Here is a 13,788-nt window from a genome sequence, read left to right as displayed (position 1 = left end):
CTCATCTATGTTCTTAATACAATTAATAGTACAGCGAGTAAAAGCAGCGAGCCAATGGCCATTGAATCTTGCAGTCGCCATTTAAGAATTCGGTACTTCGTTCTTCCTTCTCCCCCACGGTACCCTCTTGCCTCCATTGCCGTTGCAAGCTCTTCTGCACGTTTAAAGGAGCTAACGAAAAGAGGAATCAGCAAAGGGATGACCGCCTTAAATCGCTCCTTCACTGGACCGCTTGTAAACTCTACTCCTCTTGCTGTTTGTGCCTTAATGATTTTATCTGTTTCATCCATTAATGTTGGAATAAAACGCAATGAGATCGACATCATTAACGCCAGCTCGTGGACAGGAAATCTAACTCGTTTCAACGGGTTTAAAAGGGTTTCCAGACCATCTGTCAATGTAATCGGTGTTGTTGTTAACGTCAAAAGCGATGTGACAAATACGAGCAAGAAAAACCGTAAGGAAATAAAAATGGCTTGCCGCAGGCCCTCTTCATAAATCGAAATAAAGCCAAATGAAAATAGTAATTCTCCCTCTCTATTAAAGAAAAGCTGAAGAATAAACGTAAAGATAATTAAATAAAGGACTGGGCGTAACCCTTTAAATAAAAAAAGAATGTTCATCTTCGATAGCAAGATGATAAACATGACAAATAATAAAAGCAATCCATACGTATACAAATTATTTGCTAGAAAAACAATACAAATAAAGCCAAATACAAATAGTAATTTTGAGCGAGGGTCAAGTAGATGGACGAATGAATGTCCTGGTATATAACGTCCAAAGATCATCTTTTCCATCATGATGACTCACCTCGATCCTTTAGTTCCTTTAAAGCATCACTTAGTTCGTCGATTGATAAACATGTTTTGTCTAACTTTCTGTTTAACTTGCTTTCAAGCATATATTGAAATTTAACTACTTCAGGTACATCAAGTCCGAGTTCTAACAACTTCTCGGGATTGGAAAAGATTGAGCGTGGATCTCCTGTCTTTTTCACTTGGCCATGATGCATAATGACGATTTCATCGGCGTATTTTGCGGCATCTTCCATACTATGTGTGACAAGGATCGTTGATAATCCCTTTTCTTTATGGAGACGGTAAAACATATCCATAATTTCTGTCCTACCCCTCGGATCAAGCCCGGCAGTTGGTTCATCTAATACAAGTACATCTGGTTCCATCGCCAACACACCTGCAATAGCAACTCGTCGCATTTGTCCACCCGATAATTCAAAAGGTGATTTTTGCAAAACTTCCTCAGGTAAACCGACATCAATGATTAATTGTCTAGCGCGATTCTTCGCCTCTTCCTCCGAAACGCCAAAATTCATTGGCCCAAAACAAATATCTTTTTCCACCGTTTCATCGAAAAGTTGGTGTTCAGGAAATTGAAAAACGATCCCCACCTTTTGACGAACGGACTTTAGATTTTTTTCCTTTTTTTCCGCACCAATGATTCGATCACCTAGAACGACTCGACCTTTTGTCGGTATGAGTAAGGCATTTAAGTGTTGAAGAACAGTTGATTTCCCTGAGCCTGTATGACCGATTAACGCCATGAACATACCGTGAGGAATCGATAAGTTTACATTTTGAATCGCCAGTCGCTCAAATGGAGTGTTCGCTTGATATTTATATTCTACTTGTTGAAGTGCAATGTCCATAGCTCATTCACCAACTCTTCATCTGTCAAATATCTTTTTGAGAGACCTAATCCCCGATCCTGTAATGCATTTGCCATTTTAATAGGAAAGGGTATGTCCAGTCCAAGCTTAATTAAGTCTTCTTCAAGCTCAAAAATTTGTTCAGGCGTGCCTTCTGTAAACACCTGACCTTTGTTCATTACAATCACTCGATCAGCTTGAGCCGCTTCCTCAAGATCATGTGTAATCGAAATAACCGTTAACCCTTGCTCATCCTTTACTTCTTTTACCGTCTTAATAACCTCTTCTCTCCCTAGCGGATCTAACATTGAAGTTGCTTCATCCAAGATGATGACCTTTGGTCGTAAAGCGATGACACCAGCCAATGCCACTCGTTGTTTTTGTCCGCCGGAAAGATGGTGTGGCTCTTGATCAAGAAATTCAGACATATGAACACGTTTAAGGGCGTCCTTTACTCTGATTGTCATTTCTTCGTAAGGGATTCCGTTATTCTCTAGCCCAAAAGCCACATCATCTTGAACTGTCGCTCCTACAAACTGATTGTCAGGGCTTTGAAAAACCATTCCGACCAATTTGCGGATATCCCAAATTGTCTCTTCAGTTAATGAAATTCCCTGAATTGTGACAGCACCCTTTTTAGGAAATTGAAGGCCGTTCAAAATTTTAGCAAGTGTTGATTTGCCAGAGCCGTTATGTCCGACAATTGCCAGCCATTCACCTTCTGCAACATTGAAAGAGACATCTTTCAGCGCTTCTGTTTCCTGGCCCTCATATCTGAAGGAAATATTGTCAATGGTGATTACAGGAGTTGCCAATCTAATTCCTCCTCTAAGGAGTTTATTACTGCCCATTTTTTTACTTTATATTTTTTGTGTTCAAAAACGAGCAAGAAGCTCGAAAATCACAACTTTATTAGCAAAGCGTATGCACAAGAAATGCTTCCTAGCAATCACGCATTTCGCATATAGAATTAGAGATTTTTTGTTCCATGTGTTGAAACACATTTATTATTTAACTGAACTTTTCGAACATAACCTACAAAAAGAAAAAAGCCCGCGCCTCACTCCATGAAACCGGGCATGTAGTTTCCACTCCCCATCGGGATATAACTCTTAAAATAGAGGAAGGAGGCGCTTGGAGCTAGACAGGACACTCTAATGTTGCCTATCGTAACGCTCGCTTATGACTTTTACCGTAGGAAGCGTGAGGTCAGCTTAACCGCTTGCAAGCCCCCAAATACGTTTCCTAAATTTGAAGAAAAGGGCAATAGACAACTAGATGCCCTGCCCTTTCAACTTTTTAAGCATATTACACTAACTCAATTACTACCATTGGTGCACCGTCACCACGACGAGGTCCAAGCTTCATGATACGAGTGTATCCACCTTGGCGCTCAGCATAACGAGGAGCAATGTCAGCAAATAGTTTTTGAAGTGCATCTTGGTTTGTTTCCGCATTTGCTACTTCTTTACGGATAAATGAAGCAGCTTGACGGCGTGCGTGTAAATCACCGCGTTTTCCAAGAGTAATCATTTTTTCTACAACCGAGCGAAGTTCTTTAGCGCGTGCTTCAGTCGTTTCGATGCGCTCGCTGATGATTAGATCTGTTGTTAAATCACGAAGCATCGCTTTACGTTGAGAGCTCGTACGTCCTAGTTTTCTGTAAGACATCAAGTTTCCCTCCTTTGTTGATATTGTTTATAAGTCAAGATCAGTCATCTTTACGAAGAGAAAGGCCAAGGTCATCGAGCTTCGCTTTTACTTCTTCTAAAGATTTTCTCCCTAAGTTACGAACCTTCATCATGTCCTCTTCCGTCTTGTTAGCCAGTTCTTGGACCGTGTTGATTCCAGCACGTTTTAAGCAGTTATAAGAACGAACAGAAAGATCTAGCTCTTCAATTGTCATTTCAAGGACTTTTTCTTTTTGATCTTCTTCTTTTTCGACCATGATTTCAGCATTTTGAGCTTCATCCGTTAAACCAACGAAAATGTTCAAATGCTCAGTCAAGATCTTTGCTCCTAAGGAAATAGCTTCCTTCGGACCGATGCTCCCATCTGTCCATACATCAAGTGAAAGCTTATCGTAGTTTGTCATTTGACCCACTCGTGTATTTTCAACTTGATAATTGACACGTGATACAGGAGTATAAATCGAATCGATTGGTATAACACCAATTGGCAAATCATCACGTTTGTTTAGATCAGCCGGTGTGTAACCACGACCACGTTTAGCCGACATCCGTACACGGAAGTTTGCATTTTCACCTAATGTAGCAATATGCAAATCTGGATTTAGAATCTCTACATCACTATCATGCATAATGTCAGAGGCTTTAACGACACCTTCCCCTTGTACATCAATCTCTAATGTTTTTTCCTCATCGGAATAAACTTTTAAAGCTAGCTTCTTGATGTTAAGGATGATATTTGTAACATCTTCAACGACACCTTCAACCGTTGAAAACTCATGCTGAACACCTTCCACTTGGATCGATGTAACAGCTGCACCAGGTAGTGATGATAATAAAATACGACGTAAGGAGTTACCTAGAGTAGTACCATAACCACGTTCTAATGGCTCTACGACGAATTTTCCGTATTTAGCATCATCGCTGATCTCAATCGTTTCAATTTTTGGTTTTTCAATTTCGATCATTCAAATATACCCTCCTTCAAAACGTCGAAACATCGGAACGGATTCCTAGCGGATAGTTCCTTTCCGAAATTCCCCATGTTTCATTCCCACTTGTGTAACAACTGGATGAAGAATTGATTCGTACGTACATAAATTCACATATTACCAAAGTATGCCCAAGTAATACATAAATTATACAGAACGATTATACACGACGACGTTTTGGTGGACGACATCCGTTATGAGGAACAGGTGTTACGTCTCTGATAGCTGTAACTTCAAGTCCTGCAGCTTGTAAAGCACGGATTGCAGCTTCACGTCCAGCACCAGGGCCTTTCACCGTTACTTCAAGTGATTTTAAGCCATGTTCCATCGAAGTTTTAGCAGCTGTTTCTGCAGCCATTTGTGCAGCAAATGGAGTCGATTTACGTGAACCTTTGAAACCTAGAGCTCCAGCTGATGACCAAGAAAGAGCGTTCCCTTGAGAATCAGTAATTGTTACGATTGTATTGTTAAATGTAGAACGAATGTGTGCAATACCTGTTTCAATATTTTTTCTCACACGACGTTTACGAGTGTTAGTTTTACGTGCCATGTTAGAAAGCAACCTCCTTTACTTATTATTTTTTCTTACCTGCGATCGCTCTGCGAGGACCTTTACGAGTACGTGCATTGTTCTTCGTGTTTTGTCCACGCACAGGAAGTCCACGACGGTGACGAAGCCCGCGGTATGAACCGATTTCCATTAGGCGTTTAATGTTAAAGGAAATATCACGACGTAAATCCCCTTCAACTTTTAAGTTATCGATGATTCCACGGATTTTATCCAATTCCTCATCTGTTAAGTCGCGAACACGTGTGTCTTCTGCAACACCCGCTTCAGCTAGAACTTTCGAAGCTGTGCTTCTTCCAATTCCAAAAATGTATGTTAAAGAAATTACTACACGTTTTTCACGTGGAATGTCTACACCAGCAATACGTGCCATTGTATAAACGCACCTCCTTTTTATCCTTGTTTTTGTTTATGTTTTGGGTTTTCACAAATAACCATGACTTTGCCTTTTCTACGAATAATTTTACATTTTTCGCAAATCGGCTTAACTGATGGTCTTACTTTCATTTCGTATAACCTCCTTAGTAGTCCGGAGTGCAATGTTTATTTAAAACGATAAGTGATTCTTCCGCGTGTTAAATCATATGGAGATAATTCAACTGTTACTCTGTCGCCAGGCAAAATGCGAATAAAATGCATGCGGATTTTACCCGAAACGTGAGCAAGCACCGTATGACCATTTTCTAATTCTACCTTAAACATAGCGTTTGGCAAAGTATCAACAACTTTACCTTCGACTTCAATTACATCTTCTTTAGCCATTAATTTTGTCTCCCTTCTATATCATCCATAGCTTTATCTGCAAACTCTCCAAGTGCCCATCGTAACTTTCTGTTCGTGACACGGCCGGATTCTAAAATACTGCTTCGAACTTCAGGAGAAACATAGTTGCAATAATCAAGATGTTGGATGTTCTTTTTCTTCGGATTGTCATATTTTCTTTTATCACCATCCGCGATAAGGACGAACCGTTCATCCATCTGCCGAATAATAACTGCGAATTGTCCTGCGTCTCGCCCCTTCTTAATAAGAACGATTTGACCTATGTGGGGAGTCGAATCAGACTCTGTCAATTAGATCACCTGCACTCAAATTCTTGTTAAAATCTCGTAACCTGTTTCTGTAATCGCAACGGTATGTTCGAAGTGTGCACACATTTTCCCGTCCACTGTAACGACGGTCCAATTATCTGCCAACGTTCTTACATAGCGGCTGCCTGCATTTACCATTGGTTCGATGCAAAGAACCATGCCAGGTCGTAAACGTGGTCCTTTGTTTGGCGGACCATAATGAGGAATTTGCGGATCCTCATGTAGGTTTTGGCCAATGCCATGACCGACATATTCACGAACAATTGAAAAGCCCTGGGACTCAACAAATGTTTGAATCGCGTGAGAAATGTTAGATAGACGTTCACCCGGGTTTGCTTCCTCCAAGCCAAGATAGAGAGACTTTTCTGTGACATCTAAAAGCTTTTGTGTATCTTCATCAATCGTTCCGACTGGATATGTCCAAGCCGAATCTCCATGATAGCCGTTGTAATGGGCCCCGATATCAAGGCTGATAATATCTCCGTCTTTAAGGATACGATCTCCGGGAATACCGTGAACAAGTTCCTCGTTTACAGAAGCACAAACACTCCCACGGAAACCATTATACCCTTTAAAAGATGGTGAGGCATCATGCTTCTTGATAAAATTTTCAGCAATTGCATCCAATTCTCTCGTAGAAATCCCAGGCTGAATATACTTTTGTAGCTCCTGATGCGTCAAAGCTACAATTCTCCCTGCCTCGCGCATGATTTCTATTTCACGAGGCGTTTTTGAAATAATCATTATTTCAATCCTTCCAACAGCGTGTCAATATTAGCAAAAACTTGATCGATATGCTGTTGTCCATTGATGTTTTTCAAATAGCCTTTTTCGCTATAAAAATCTAACAATGGTTGTGTTTGTTTCACATTTACGTCTAAACGGTTTTTAACCGTTTCCGCGTTGTCATCAGGGCGTTGATACAATTCGCCGTTACAGCGATCACAAACCCCTTCATTAGATGGCGGATTAAAGACAAGATGGTACGTTGCACCACACTCTTTACAAATGCGGCGACCTGTAAGACGTTCCATTAATATCTCTTGATCAACATCGATATTAATGACATAGTCAATTTTTCTTTCCAATTCCGCAAGGATGTTTTCCAGTGCCTCTGCCTGAGCAACGGTTCTTGGAAAACCATCAAGCAAAAAGCCGTGCTTACAATCTTCTTTGCTCAAACGTTCGCGAACAATTCCAATTGTCACTTCGTCTGGAACAAGCTCACCTTGATCCATAAATGACTTCGCTTTTAAGCCAAGCTCTGTGCCTTCTTTCATCGCTGCACGAAACATATCTCCAGTAGAAATATGTGGAATCGAATATTTTTCTACAATCTTTTCGGCCTGTGTGCCTTTACCAGCACCGGGAAGGCCCATTAGTACTAAATTCATTCGTAACGCCCCCGAGCCTCTAAATGGATTCAGGAACAAACGACTTGTTCCTAAAACCATCTTGATTATTTAATGAAGCCTTTATAATGACGTTTCACTAGCTGAGCTTCCAATTGTTTCATTGTATCCAATGCAACTCCGACGACAATCAATAAGCCTGTTCCGCCAATTTGTGCTGCCTCTGGCAACCCGGCAAACTTAATGAAAAACACCGGCAGGATCGAAATACCCGCTAGGAAAAGAGCACCTACAAAGGTTAGACGGTATAATACCCGGGTTAAATACTCCTGCGTATTATTACCAGGACGAATTCCTGGAATATATCCGCCTTGCTTCTTTAAGTTTTCTGCTACTTGTTCCGGATTCACCTGAACAAAAGCATAGAAATATGTGAAAGCAATAATCAATGCTACGAAAATGATCATTCCAATTGGCTTCGTATGATCAAAAATATATTGAATGGTACTAGCTACTTCGCCCGAACCAAAAAATGTAGTGATTGTTTGCGGGGTCACCATAAATGCGCTCGCGAAAATGACGGGAATAACTCCAGCCGCATTCACTTTTAACGGCAAGTGTGTTGATTGCCCGCCCACTGTATTGCGTCCATCCATGCGCTTCGCGTATTGGATTGGAATTTTGCGTAGTGCCTGCTGTACGAAAACAACTCCGACAACAATCGCAACAATTGCAAGGAGGATAAGCAGCATAACGATAATGCGAAGGAATAAAGCTTCTCCCGCACCTTCGAACTGCTGGGCATAAACCTGGTTTACCGCATTTGGAATGCCTGCAACAATTCCAGCAAAAATAATGATGGAAATTCCGTTACCGACACCTTTAGCTGTTATTTCCTCACCAAGCCACATCAGGAAGGCAGTTCCTGCTGTAAGCACAATGGCGATCGTAATATATGTGCCAAAACCGGGATTTTTAATGAGTTGCAAACCTGTCATTCGGTTAAATCCGTAAGACATTCCCAATGCCTGAATCACTGCGAGAACAATAGTAAAGTAACGAGTAAACTGTGCTAGCTTACGACGACCTGCTTCACCTTGTTTCGACCACTCAGTAAATTTTGGTACAACATCCATTTGTAATAGCTGCACGATAATCGAAGCTGTAATATACGGCATGATACCCATGGCAAAAATGGAGAAGTTCTGGAGTGCGCCCCCACCAAAAATATTCAAGAATCCAAATAAACTCGCTTGATCCTGCATTTTGAGAACATTTGCATCTACACTAGGTACCGGTATAAATGCTCCAATCCGAAATACAATTAGCATTAGTAAGGTGAATAATATCTTTCTCCTTATATCACCTATGCGCATAAAATTGGAGATCGTCGCAAACATTAAATCACCTCAGTTTTACCGCCGGCAGCCTCAATTGCTTCTTTTGCAGCAGAGGAGAATTTATTAGCTTTTACAGTTAATTTTTTCTCGATGTTGCCGTTAGCAAGAATTTTGATTCCAGCTTTCTCTTTGCGAACAACACCTGTTTCAATGAGAAGTTCTGGTGTTACTTCTGTACCGTCTTCAAAGCGATTTAAGGCATCAAGATTAACTACTGCAAATTCTTTACGGTGAATGTTCGTAAAGCCACGTTTAGGTAAACGTTGGAACAAAGGAGTTTGACCACCTTCAAATCCTAAGCGTACACCACCGCCCGAACGAGCGTTTTGACCTTTGTGACCTTTACCGGCAGTTTTACCATTACCTGAACCGATACCTCGGCCAACACGGTTGCGCTCTTTACGTGAACCTTCAGCAGGTTTTAGCTCATGAAGTTTCATTGTTGGCACCTCCTTATTTTTATGTCTCTTATTGCTCTTTTACAGTGATAAGATGGGAAACTTTATTAATCATCCCACGGATTGCAGGGTTGTCATCATGTTCAACCGTTTGATGCAATTTGCTTAATCCTAAAGCTTTCACTGTTTCACGTTGACCTTCAGTACGGCCAATAACACTTTTAGTGAGGGTAATTGCTAATTTCTTCGCCATTAAGAGTCCCTCCTTAACCTAACAGTTCTTCTACTGTTTTATTACGTAATTTTGCAACGTCTTCAGCGCGTTTTAAGTTTTTAATTCCTTCAATTGTTGCACGTACCATATTGATTGGTGTGCTTGAGCCAAGTGATTTAGATGTAATATCAGCAATCCCTGCTAGTTCAAGTACCGCACGAACAGGTCCACCTGCGATAACTCCAGATCCCGTGCTTGCTGGTTTTAGTAAAACTTGCCCGCCGCCGAAACGACCGATAATATCGTGTGGAATTGTTGTTCCAACAATAGGAACGGAAATTAGATTTTTCTTAGCATCTTCAATCGCTTTGCGAATTGCATCTGGAACTTCCTGTGCTTTTCCAGTACCAAAACCAACATGACCGTTTTTATCTCCAACAACAACAAGTGCTGTAAAGCGGAAACGACGTCCACCTTTTACAACTTTCGCTACACGATTTACTGTAACTACACGTTCTTCTAGTTCAAGTTTGTTAGCATCAATGTGACGCATGTAATCTGTCCCTCCTTTTTCGATTAAAATTCAAGGCCGTTTTCACGAGCTGCATCAGCTAAAGCTTTTACACGTCCGTGATACAAATATCCGCCGCGGTCAAACACAACAGATTTCACGCCTTTTTCAACCGCTCTTTTTGCAATTATTTCGCCAACTTTTTGAGCCGCTTCAACATTGCCAGCAGACTCGATGTTCAATTCCTTGTCAAGTGTAGAAGCATTTGCCAATGTTACACCATTTTCATCATCAATCAATTGAGCATAGATGTTTTTATTGGATCTGTACACATTTAAACGTGGACGCATTTCAGTTCCGCTTAATTTAGAACGCACACGTGCATGTCTTTTTTTGCGCACTTTGTTCTTATCTTGTTTAGTGATCATTACGAGTCACTCCTTTCAGTGCCTACGCGGCATTATTTACCTGTTTTACCTTCTTTACGTCTAACCAATTCACCTTCGTAACGAATTCCTTTACCTTTATAAGGCTCTGGTGGACGTACTGCACGAATATTCGAAGCCAAAGCGCCAACTTTTTCTTTGTTGTAACCTTTGACAATGATTTTTGTGTTTGCCGGAACATCAACTTCTACGCCATCTTCCGGTTCGAATTCAACTGGATGTGAGTACCCTACGTTTAATACAAGTTTAGTTCCTTGTTTTTGCGCACGATAACCAACACCAATGAGTTCTAGTGTTTTTTCGTATCCTTTAGATACACCCTCAACCATATTAGCGATTAAAGAACGTGTAGTTCCGTGGATAGAACGATGTTCTTTAGCATCAGATGGACGAGTAACTGTAATCACATTATCTTCAATTTGAATTGTCATATCTGGACTAAAAGTATTTGTCAATTCACCTTTTGGGCCTTTAACAGTTACAGTATTTTCGTTCAGTGTCACTGTTACGCCAGCAGGAATTTCGATCGGTTTTTTCCCAATACGAGACATTTTGTTGCACCTCCGTTCTTCAGAAAAATATTACCAAACGTAAGCGAGCACTTCGCCGCCAACTTGTTTCGCTCTTGCTTCTTTATCAGACAATACGCCTTGAGAAGTAGAAACTAGTGCGATTCCTAAGCCGTTAAGTACTTTTGGAACTTCGTTTGCTTTTGCGTATACACGCAGACCAGGTTTACTGATGCGTTTAAGGCCTGTAATAACACGCTCGTTATTAGCTCCGTATTTCAAGAAAATACGAATGATACCTTGTTTGTTATCTTCAATATATTCAACGTCACGAATGAAACCTTCACGTTTAAGGATTTCAGCGATTTCTTTCTTAATGTTTGAAGCCGGTAATTCCAGCTTTTCATGACGGACGATGTTTGCGTTGCGGATACGAGTTAACAAATCTGCAATTGGATCAGTCATAACCATTTATCATTACCTCCTTCCCAGTTTCGGTCTTACCAGCTGGCTTTTCTTACGCCAGGAATTTGACCCTTGTATGCAAGTTCACGGAAACAAATTCTGCAAAGTTTAAATTTACGAATGACGGAGTGTGGACGTCCGCAACGTTCGCAGCGTGTATAAGCTTGTACTTTAAACTTTGGAGTACGTTTCTGTTTAACGATCATTGATTTTTTAGCCACGTTTTCGCCTCCCTTATTTAGCGATTACTTTTGGAACGGCATTCCAAATGCAGTTAATAATTCACGAGCTTCTTCGTCTGTGTTCGCAGTTGTTACAATAACGATGTCCATTCCACGAACTTTGCTCACTTTATCATAATCAATCTCAGGGAAGATGAGCTGTTCTTTAATACCTAATGTATAGTTTCCACGTCCGTCGAACGCTCTTGTAGAAATTCCACGGAAGTCACGTACACGCGGTAGTGATACAGAAACTAATTTATCAAAGAACTCATACATACGCTCACCGCGAAGGGTTACTTTTGCACCAATCGGCATACCTTCACGCAAGCGGAATCCTGCAATTGAATTTTTAGCTCTTGTTACAACTGGTTTTTGTCCTGTGATTTGTGCTAGTTCTTCAACAGCGTTGTCTAAGACTTTCGCGTTTTGAACTGCATCACCAACACCCATGTTAATAACGATTTTTTCAAGTTTAGGTACTTGCATCACAGATTTATAATTAAATTTGCTCACGAGAGCAGGAGTAATCTCTTTTTGAAATTTTTCCTTTAGGCGGTTCATATCGTGTACCTCCCTTCTTCTAAAGACTATTTATCTAATACTTCACCAGATTTTTTAGCTACACGTACTTTTTTGCCATCTACTTCTTTATAACCAACTCGAGTTGGCTCATTTGTTTTAGGATCAAGCGGCATTACGTTAGAAACGTGAATTGCTGCCTCTTGGCTGTTAATGCCACCTTGTGGATTGTCTTGAGAAGGTTTTGAATGTTTTTTAACGATGTTCACACCTTCAACAATTACCCGGTCTTTTTTCGGGAATGCAGCTAAAATAGTACCTGTTTTCCCTTTGTCTTTACCGGAGATGACCATTACTTTATCACCTTTTTTGACATGCATTGAGTCGCACCTCCTTGAATGGATGAATCTAAATTTATTAAAGAACTTCTGGTGCTAAAGATACGATTTTCATGAAGTTGTTATCACGAAGTTCGCGAGCAACAGGTCCGAAGATACGAGTTCCTCGAGGTGCTTTATCATCACGAATGATAACACATGCATTTTCATCGAATTTAATGTAAGAACCATCTACACGACGTGCACCGCTCTTTGTTCTTACAATTACTGCTTTAACAATATCGCCTTTTTTGACAACGCCGCCTGGTGTTGCTTGTTTCACTGTGCAGACGATAACGTCACCGATGTTCGCTGTTTTGCGTCCAGAACCACCGAGAACTTTAATTGTTAATACTTCACGAGCTCCAGAGTTATCTGCAACTTTTAAACGTGACTCCTGTTGGATCATTACGTTTACCTCCCTTCGGAAAGTATGAATCCGAATCTATAATTAGATAATAACTGCTTTCTCTACTACCTCTAATAAACGAAAACGCTTTGTTGCTGATAATGGACGAGTCTCCATGATACGTACGATATCACCAATTTTTGCTTCGTTTTGCTCATCATGAGCTTTGAATTTTTTAGAGTACTTTACGCGTTTGCCGTACAATGAATGCTTCTTGTAAGTTTCAACCATTACAGTAACGGTTTTATCCATTTTGTCGGAAACAACGCGTCCTGTATAAACTTTACGCTGGTTGCGTTCACTCATTTTCGCAAACCTCCTCTCAATTATCGATTGTTAACTTCGAGCTCTCTCTCACGAATGATTGTTTTCGCACGAGCAATCCCTTTACGAACTTCGCGAAGGCGGGCAGTATTTTCAAGTTGCCCTGTTGCTAATTGGAAACGAAGGTTGAAGAGTTCTTCCTTCAATGATTTTACATTTTGTTCAATTTCGGCAGTGGTCAAATCACGGATTTCTTTAGCCTTCATTACGTTCACCACCAATTTCTTCTCGTTTTACAAACTTACATTTAATTGGAAGTTTGTGCATTGCAAGACGAAGTGCTTCACGTGCAACCTCTTCAGATACACCTGCAACTTCAAACATAACCTTTCCAGGTTTTACTACTGCTACCCATCCCTCAGGAGCACCTTTACCAGAACCCATTCGTACTTCAAGAGGTTTTGCTGTATATGGTTTGTGAGGGAAAATTTTAATCCAAACTTTACCGCCACGTTTCATGTAACGAGTCATTGCAATCCTTGCAGCTTCAATTTGACGATTCGTAATCCATGCAGCTTCAACAGCTTGCAATCCGAATTCACCAAATGATACTTCTGTGCCGCCTTTTGCACGACCACGCATTTTTCCGCGATGTTCGCGGCGATATTTAACGCGTTTAGGCATTAACATGT

General features: G+C 40.7%; 26 protein-coding genes. All 26 read right to left on the bottom strand.

Translation table 11 applies throughout. From position 1 onward, the window contains the following. Nucleotides 1-5: 5 nt before the first annotated feature. On the bottom strand, nucleotides 6-803 hold the full coding sequence (locus KHA95_RS21165; protein WP_213139562.1) for an energy-coupling factor transporter transmembrane component T family protein: 798 nt from the start codon (nucleotides 801-803) through the stop codon (nucleotides 6-8). Next, nucleotides 800-1,669 carry an energy-coupling factor ABC transporter ATP-binding protein gene (locus tag KHA95_RS21160; RefSeq protein ID WP_213139561.1) on the bottom strand — a complete coding sequence of 290 codons (870 nt, stop codon included), beginning with the start codon at nucleotides 1,667-1,669 and terminating at the stop codon, nucleotides 800-802. Before KHA95_RS21160 ends, KHA95_RS21165 begins: the two co-directional genes overlap by 4 nt. Next, a complete protein-coding gene (locus KHA95_RS21155; RefSeq protein WP_213139560.1) occupies nucleotides 1,645-2,520 on the bottom strand; it encodes an energy-coupling factor ABC transporter ATP-binding protein in 876 nt (291 codons plus the stop codon). Before KHA95_RS21155 ends, KHA95_RS21160 begins: the two co-directional genes overlap by 25 nt. A gap of 457 nt (nucleotides 2,521-2,977) precedes the next feature. Then, a complete protein-coding gene (gene rplQ / locus KHA95_RS21150) occupies nucleotides 2,978-3,340 on the bottom strand; it encodes a 50S ribosomal protein L17 (protein ID WP_213139559.1) in 363 nt (120 codons plus the stop codon). Nucleotides 3,341-3,380: 40 nt separating this feature from the next. After that, nucleotides 3,381-4,325 (bottom strand): DNA-directed RNA polymerase subunit alpha, encoded by a 945-nt coding sequence (locus KHA95_RS21145; RefSeq protein ID WP_213139558.1) that lies wholly within the window; start codon nucleotides 4,323-4,325, stop codon nucleotides 3,381-3,383. A 184-nt stretch (nucleotides 4,326-4,509) separates the two neighbouring features. Next, nucleotides 4,510-4,899: a 30S ribosomal protein S11 gene (gene rpsK, locus KHA95_RS21140; protein ID WP_213139557.1), complete on the bottom strand. Its 390-nt coding sequence runs from the start codon at nucleotides 4,897-4,899 to the stop codon at nucleotides 4,510-4,512. A 25-nt stretch (nucleotides 4,900-4,924) separates the two neighbouring features. Continuing rightward, the gene (rpsM, locus tag KHA95_RS21135; RefSeq protein WP_213139556.1) at nucleotides 4,925-5,290 is read right to left on the bottom strand and encodes a 30S ribosomal protein S13; all 366 of its coding nucleotides are present in this window, start codon (nucleotides 5,288-5,290) and stop codon (nucleotides 4,925-4,927) included. Between the two features lie 20 nt (nucleotides 5,291-5,310). Then, entirely contained in the window at nucleotides 5,311-5,424 is a 114-nt protein-coding gene (gene rpmJ / locus KHA95_RS21130; protein WP_016205879.1) for a 50S ribosomal protein L36, read from the bottom strand. A gap of 36 nt (nucleotides 5,425-5,460) precedes the next feature. Continuing rightward, on the bottom strand, nucleotides 5,461-5,679 hold the full coding sequence (gene infA / locus KHA95_RS21125; RefSeq protein ID WP_018708754.1) for a translation initiation factor IF-1: 219 nt from the start codon (nucleotides 5,677-5,679) through the stop codon (nucleotides 5,461-5,463). After that, entirely contained in the window at nucleotides 5,679-5,990 is a 312-nt protein-coding gene (locus KHA95_RS21120) for a KOW domain-containing RNA-binding protein (protein ID WP_213139555.1), read from the bottom strand. Before KHA95_RS21120 ends, infA begins: the two co-directional genes overlap by 1 nt. A gap of 15 nt (nucleotides 5,991-6,005) precedes the next feature. Further along, a complete protein-coding gene (map, locus tag KHA95_RS21115; protein ID WP_213139554.1) occupies nucleotides 6,006-6,752 on the bottom strand; it encodes a type I methionyl aminopeptidase in 747 nt (248 codons plus the stop codon). Continuing rightward, nucleotides 6,752-7,402 carry an adenylate kinase gene (locus tag KHA95_RS21110; RefSeq protein ID WP_213139553.1) on the bottom strand — a complete coding sequence of 217 codons (651 nt, stop codon included), beginning with the start codon at nucleotides 7,400-7,402 and terminating at the stop codon, nucleotides 6,752-6,754. The genes map and KHA95_RS21110 overlap by 1 nt, the downstream gene beginning before the upstream one ends. Before the next feature lie 65 nt (nucleotides 7,403-7,467). After that, entirely contained in the window at nucleotides 7,468-8,760 is a 1,293-nt protein-coding gene (gene secY / locus KHA95_RS21105) for a preprotein translocase subunit SecY (RefSeq protein ID WP_213139552.1), read from the bottom strand. After that, nucleotides 8,760-9,200 carry a 50S ribosomal protein L15 gene (gene rplO, locus KHA95_RS21100; RefSeq protein WP_213139551.1) on the bottom strand — a complete coding sequence of 147 codons (441 nt, stop codon included), beginning with the start codon at nucleotides 9,198-9,200 and terminating at the stop codon, nucleotides 8,760-8,762. Before rplO ends, secY begins: the two co-directional genes overlap by 1 nt. 28 nt (nucleotides 9,201-9,228) lie before the next feature. Then, nucleotides 9,229-9,411 carry a 50S ribosomal protein L30 gene (gene rpmD / locus KHA95_RS21095; protein WP_213139550.1) on the bottom strand — a complete coding sequence of 61 codons (183 nt, stop codon included), beginning with the start codon at nucleotides 9,409-9,411 and terminating at the stop codon, nucleotides 9,229-9,231. 13 nt (nucleotides 9,412-9,424) lie between these two features. Further along, entirely contained in the window at nucleotides 9,425-9,925 is a 501-nt protein-coding gene (rpsE, locus tag KHA95_RS21090; protein ID WP_213139549.1) for a 30S ribosomal protein S5, read from the bottom strand. A 23-nt stretch (nucleotides 9,926-9,948) separates the two neighbouring features. Then, nucleotides 9,949-10,311, bottom strand: a complete 363-nt coding sequence (gene rplR, locus KHA95_RS21085; protein WP_213139548.1) for a 50S ribosomal protein L18 — start codon at nucleotides 10,309-10,311, stop codon at nucleotides 9,949-9,951. 32 nt (nucleotides 10,312-10,343) lie between these two features. After that, on the bottom strand, nucleotides 10,344-10,880 hold the full coding sequence (gene rplF, locus KHA95_RS21080) for a 50S ribosomal protein L6 (RefSeq protein ID WP_213139547.1): 537 nt from the start codon (nucleotides 10,878-10,880) through the stop codon (nucleotides 10,344-10,346). A gap of 30 nt (nucleotides 10,881-10,910) precedes the next feature. Further along, entirely contained in the window at nucleotides 10,911-11,309 is a 399-nt protein-coding gene (gene rpsH / locus KHA95_RS21075) for a 30S ribosomal protein S8 (RefSeq protein WP_213139546.1), read from the bottom strand. 29 nt (nucleotides 11,310-11,338) lie between these two features. Continuing rightward, on the bottom strand, nucleotides 11,339-11,524 hold the full coding sequence (locus tag KHA95_RS21070) for a type Z 30S ribosomal protein S14 (protein ID WP_213139545.1): 186 nt from the start codon (nucleotides 11,522-11,524) through the stop codon (nucleotides 11,339-11,341). 24 nt (nucleotides 11,525-11,548) lie between these two features. Then, nucleotides 11,549-12,088, bottom strand: coding sequence for a 50S ribosomal protein L5 (gene rplE / locus KHA95_RS21065; protein WP_213139544.1), 540 nt, complete (start codon nucleotides 12,086-12,088; stop codon nucleotides 11,549-11,551). Nucleotides 12,089-12,114: 26 nt separating this feature from the next. Continuing rightward, nucleotides 12,115-12,426, bottom strand: coding sequence for a 50S ribosomal protein L24 (gene rplX / locus KHA95_RS21060; RefSeq protein WP_213139543.1), 312 nt, complete (start codon nucleotides 12,424-12,426; stop codon nucleotides 12,115-12,117). A 37-nt stretch (nucleotides 12,427-12,463) separates the two neighbouring features. Further along, the gene (rplN, locus tag KHA95_RS21055) at nucleotides 12,464-12,832 is read right to left on the bottom strand and encodes a 50S ribosomal protein L14 (RefSeq protein WP_213139542.1); all 369 of its coding nucleotides are present in this window, start codon (nucleotides 12,830-12,832) and stop codon (nucleotides 12,464-12,466) included. A gap of 42 nt (nucleotides 12,833-12,874) precedes the next feature. After that, the gene (gene rpsQ, locus KHA95_RS21050) at nucleotides 12,875-13,138 is read right to left on the bottom strand and encodes a 30S ribosomal protein S17 (RefSeq protein WP_213139541.1); all 264 of its coding nucleotides are present in this window, start codon (nucleotides 13,136-13,138) and stop codon (nucleotides 12,875-12,877) included. Nucleotides 13,139-13,158: 20 nt separating this feature from the next. Continuing rightward, the gene (gene rpmC, locus KHA95_RS21045) at nucleotides 13,159-13,362 is read right to left on the bottom strand and encodes a 50S ribosomal protein L29 (RefSeq protein ID WP_213139540.1); all 204 of its coding nucleotides are present in this window, start codon (nucleotides 13,360-13,362) and stop codon (nucleotides 13,159-13,161) included. Continuing rightward, entirely contained in the window at nucleotides 13,352-13,786 is a 435-nt protein-coding gene (gene rplP / locus KHA95_RS21040) for a 50S ribosomal protein L16 (protein WP_213139539.1), read from the bottom strand. Before rplP ends, rpmC begins: the two co-directional genes overlap by 11 nt. Between the last annotated feature and the right edge of the window lie 2 nt (nucleotides 13,787-13,788).

The sequence above is a fragment of the Bacillus sp. FJAT-50079 genome, from assembly GCF_018343515.1.
Classification (GTDB): domain Bacteria; phylum Bacillota; class Bacilli; order Bacillales; family Bacillaceae_C; genus Lederbergia.
This window is presented reverse-complemented; position numbering and strand designations above follow the sequence as displayed.

Coding starts and splice junctions, on each gene's coding strand:
- rpsH (WP_213139546.1), bottom strand. CDS start 11,309: ATGGTTATGACTGATCCAATTGCAGATTTGTTAACTCGTATCCGCAAC.
- rpsM (WP_213139556.1), bottom strand. CDS start 5,290: ATGGCACGTATTGCTGGTGTAGACATTCCACGTGAAAAACGTGTAGTA.
- rpsE (WP_213139549.1), bottom strand. CDS start 9,925: ATGCGTCACATTGATGCTAACAAACTTGAACTAGAAGAACGTGTAGTT.
- rpsK (WP_213139557.1), bottom strand. CDS start 4,899: ATGGCACGTAAAACTAACACTCGTAAACGTCGTGTGAGAAAAAATATT.
- rplF (WP_213139547.1), bottom strand. CDS start 10,880: ATGTCTCGTATTGGGAAAAAACCGATCGAAATTCCTGCTGGCGTAACA.
- rpsQ (WP_213139541.1), bottom strand. CDS start 13,138: ATGAGTGAACGCAACCAGCGTAAAGTTTATACAGGACGCGTTGTTTCC.
- rplQ (WP_213139559.1), bottom strand. CDS start 3,340: ATGTCTTACAGAAAACTAGGACGTACGAGCTCTCAACGTAAAGCGATG.
- rplP (WP_213139539.1), bottom strand. CDS start 13,786: ATGTTAATGCCTAAACGCGTTAAATATCGCCGCGAACATCGCGGAAAA.
- rpmD (WP_213139550.1), bottom strand. CDS start 9,411: ATGGCGAAGAAATTAGCAATTACCCTCACTAAAAGTGTTATTGGCCGT.
- rpmC (WP_213139540.1), bottom strand. CDS start 13,362: ATGAAGGCTAAAGAAATCCGTGATTTGACCACTGCCGAAATTGAACAA.
- KHA95_RS21160 (WP_213139561.1), bottom strand. CDS start 1,669: ATGGACATTGCACTTCAACAAGTAGAATATAAATATCAAGCGAACACT.
- rplE (WP_213139544.1), bottom strand. CDS start 12,088: ATGAACCGCCTAAAGGAAAAATTTCAAAAAGAGATTACTCCTGCTCTC.
- map (WP_213139554.1), bottom strand. CDS start 6,752: ATGATTATTTCAAAAACGCCTCGTGAAATAGAAATCATGCGCGAGGCA.
- rplO (WP_213139551.1), bottom strand. CDS start 9,200: ATGAAACTTCATGAGCTAAAACCTGCTGAAGGTTCACGTAAAGAGCGC.
- KHA95_RS21155 (WP_213139560.1), bottom strand. CDS start 2,520: ATGGGCAGTAATAAACTCCTTAGAGGAGGAATTAGATTGGCAACTCCT.
- infA (WP_018708754.1), bottom strand. CDS start 5,679: ATGGCTAAAGAAGATGTAATTGAAGTCGAAGGTAAAGTTGTTGATACT.
- rpmJ (WP_016205879.1), bottom strand. CDS start 5,424: ATGAAAGTAAGACCATCAGTTAAGCCGATTTGCGAAAAATGTAAAATT.
- KHA95_RS21165 (WP_213139562.1), bottom strand. CDS start 803: ATGATGGAAAAGATGATCTTTGGACGTTATATACCAGGACATTCATTC.
- rplN (WP_213139542.1), bottom strand. CDS start 12,832: ATGATCCAACAGGAGTCACGTTTAAAAGTTGCAGATAACTCTGGAGCT.
- KHA95_RS21145 (WP_213139558.1), bottom strand. CDS start 4,325: ATGATCGAAATTGAAAAACCAAAAATTGAAACGATTGAGATCAGCGAT.
- rplR (WP_213139548.1), bottom strand. CDS start 10,311: ATGATCACTAAACAAGATAAGAACAAAGTGCGCAAAAAAAGACATGCA.
- secY (WP_213139552.1), bottom strand. CDS start 8,760: ATGTTTGCGACGATCTCCAATTTTATGCGCATAGGTGATATAAGGAGA.
- rplX (WP_213139543.1), bottom strand. CDS start 12,426: ATGCATGTCAAAAAAGGTGATAAAGTAATGGTCATCTCCGGTAAAGAC.
- KHA95_RS21110 (WP_213139553.1), bottom strand. CDS start 7,402: ATGAATTTAGTACTAATGGGCCTTCCCGGTGCTGGTAAAGGCACACAG.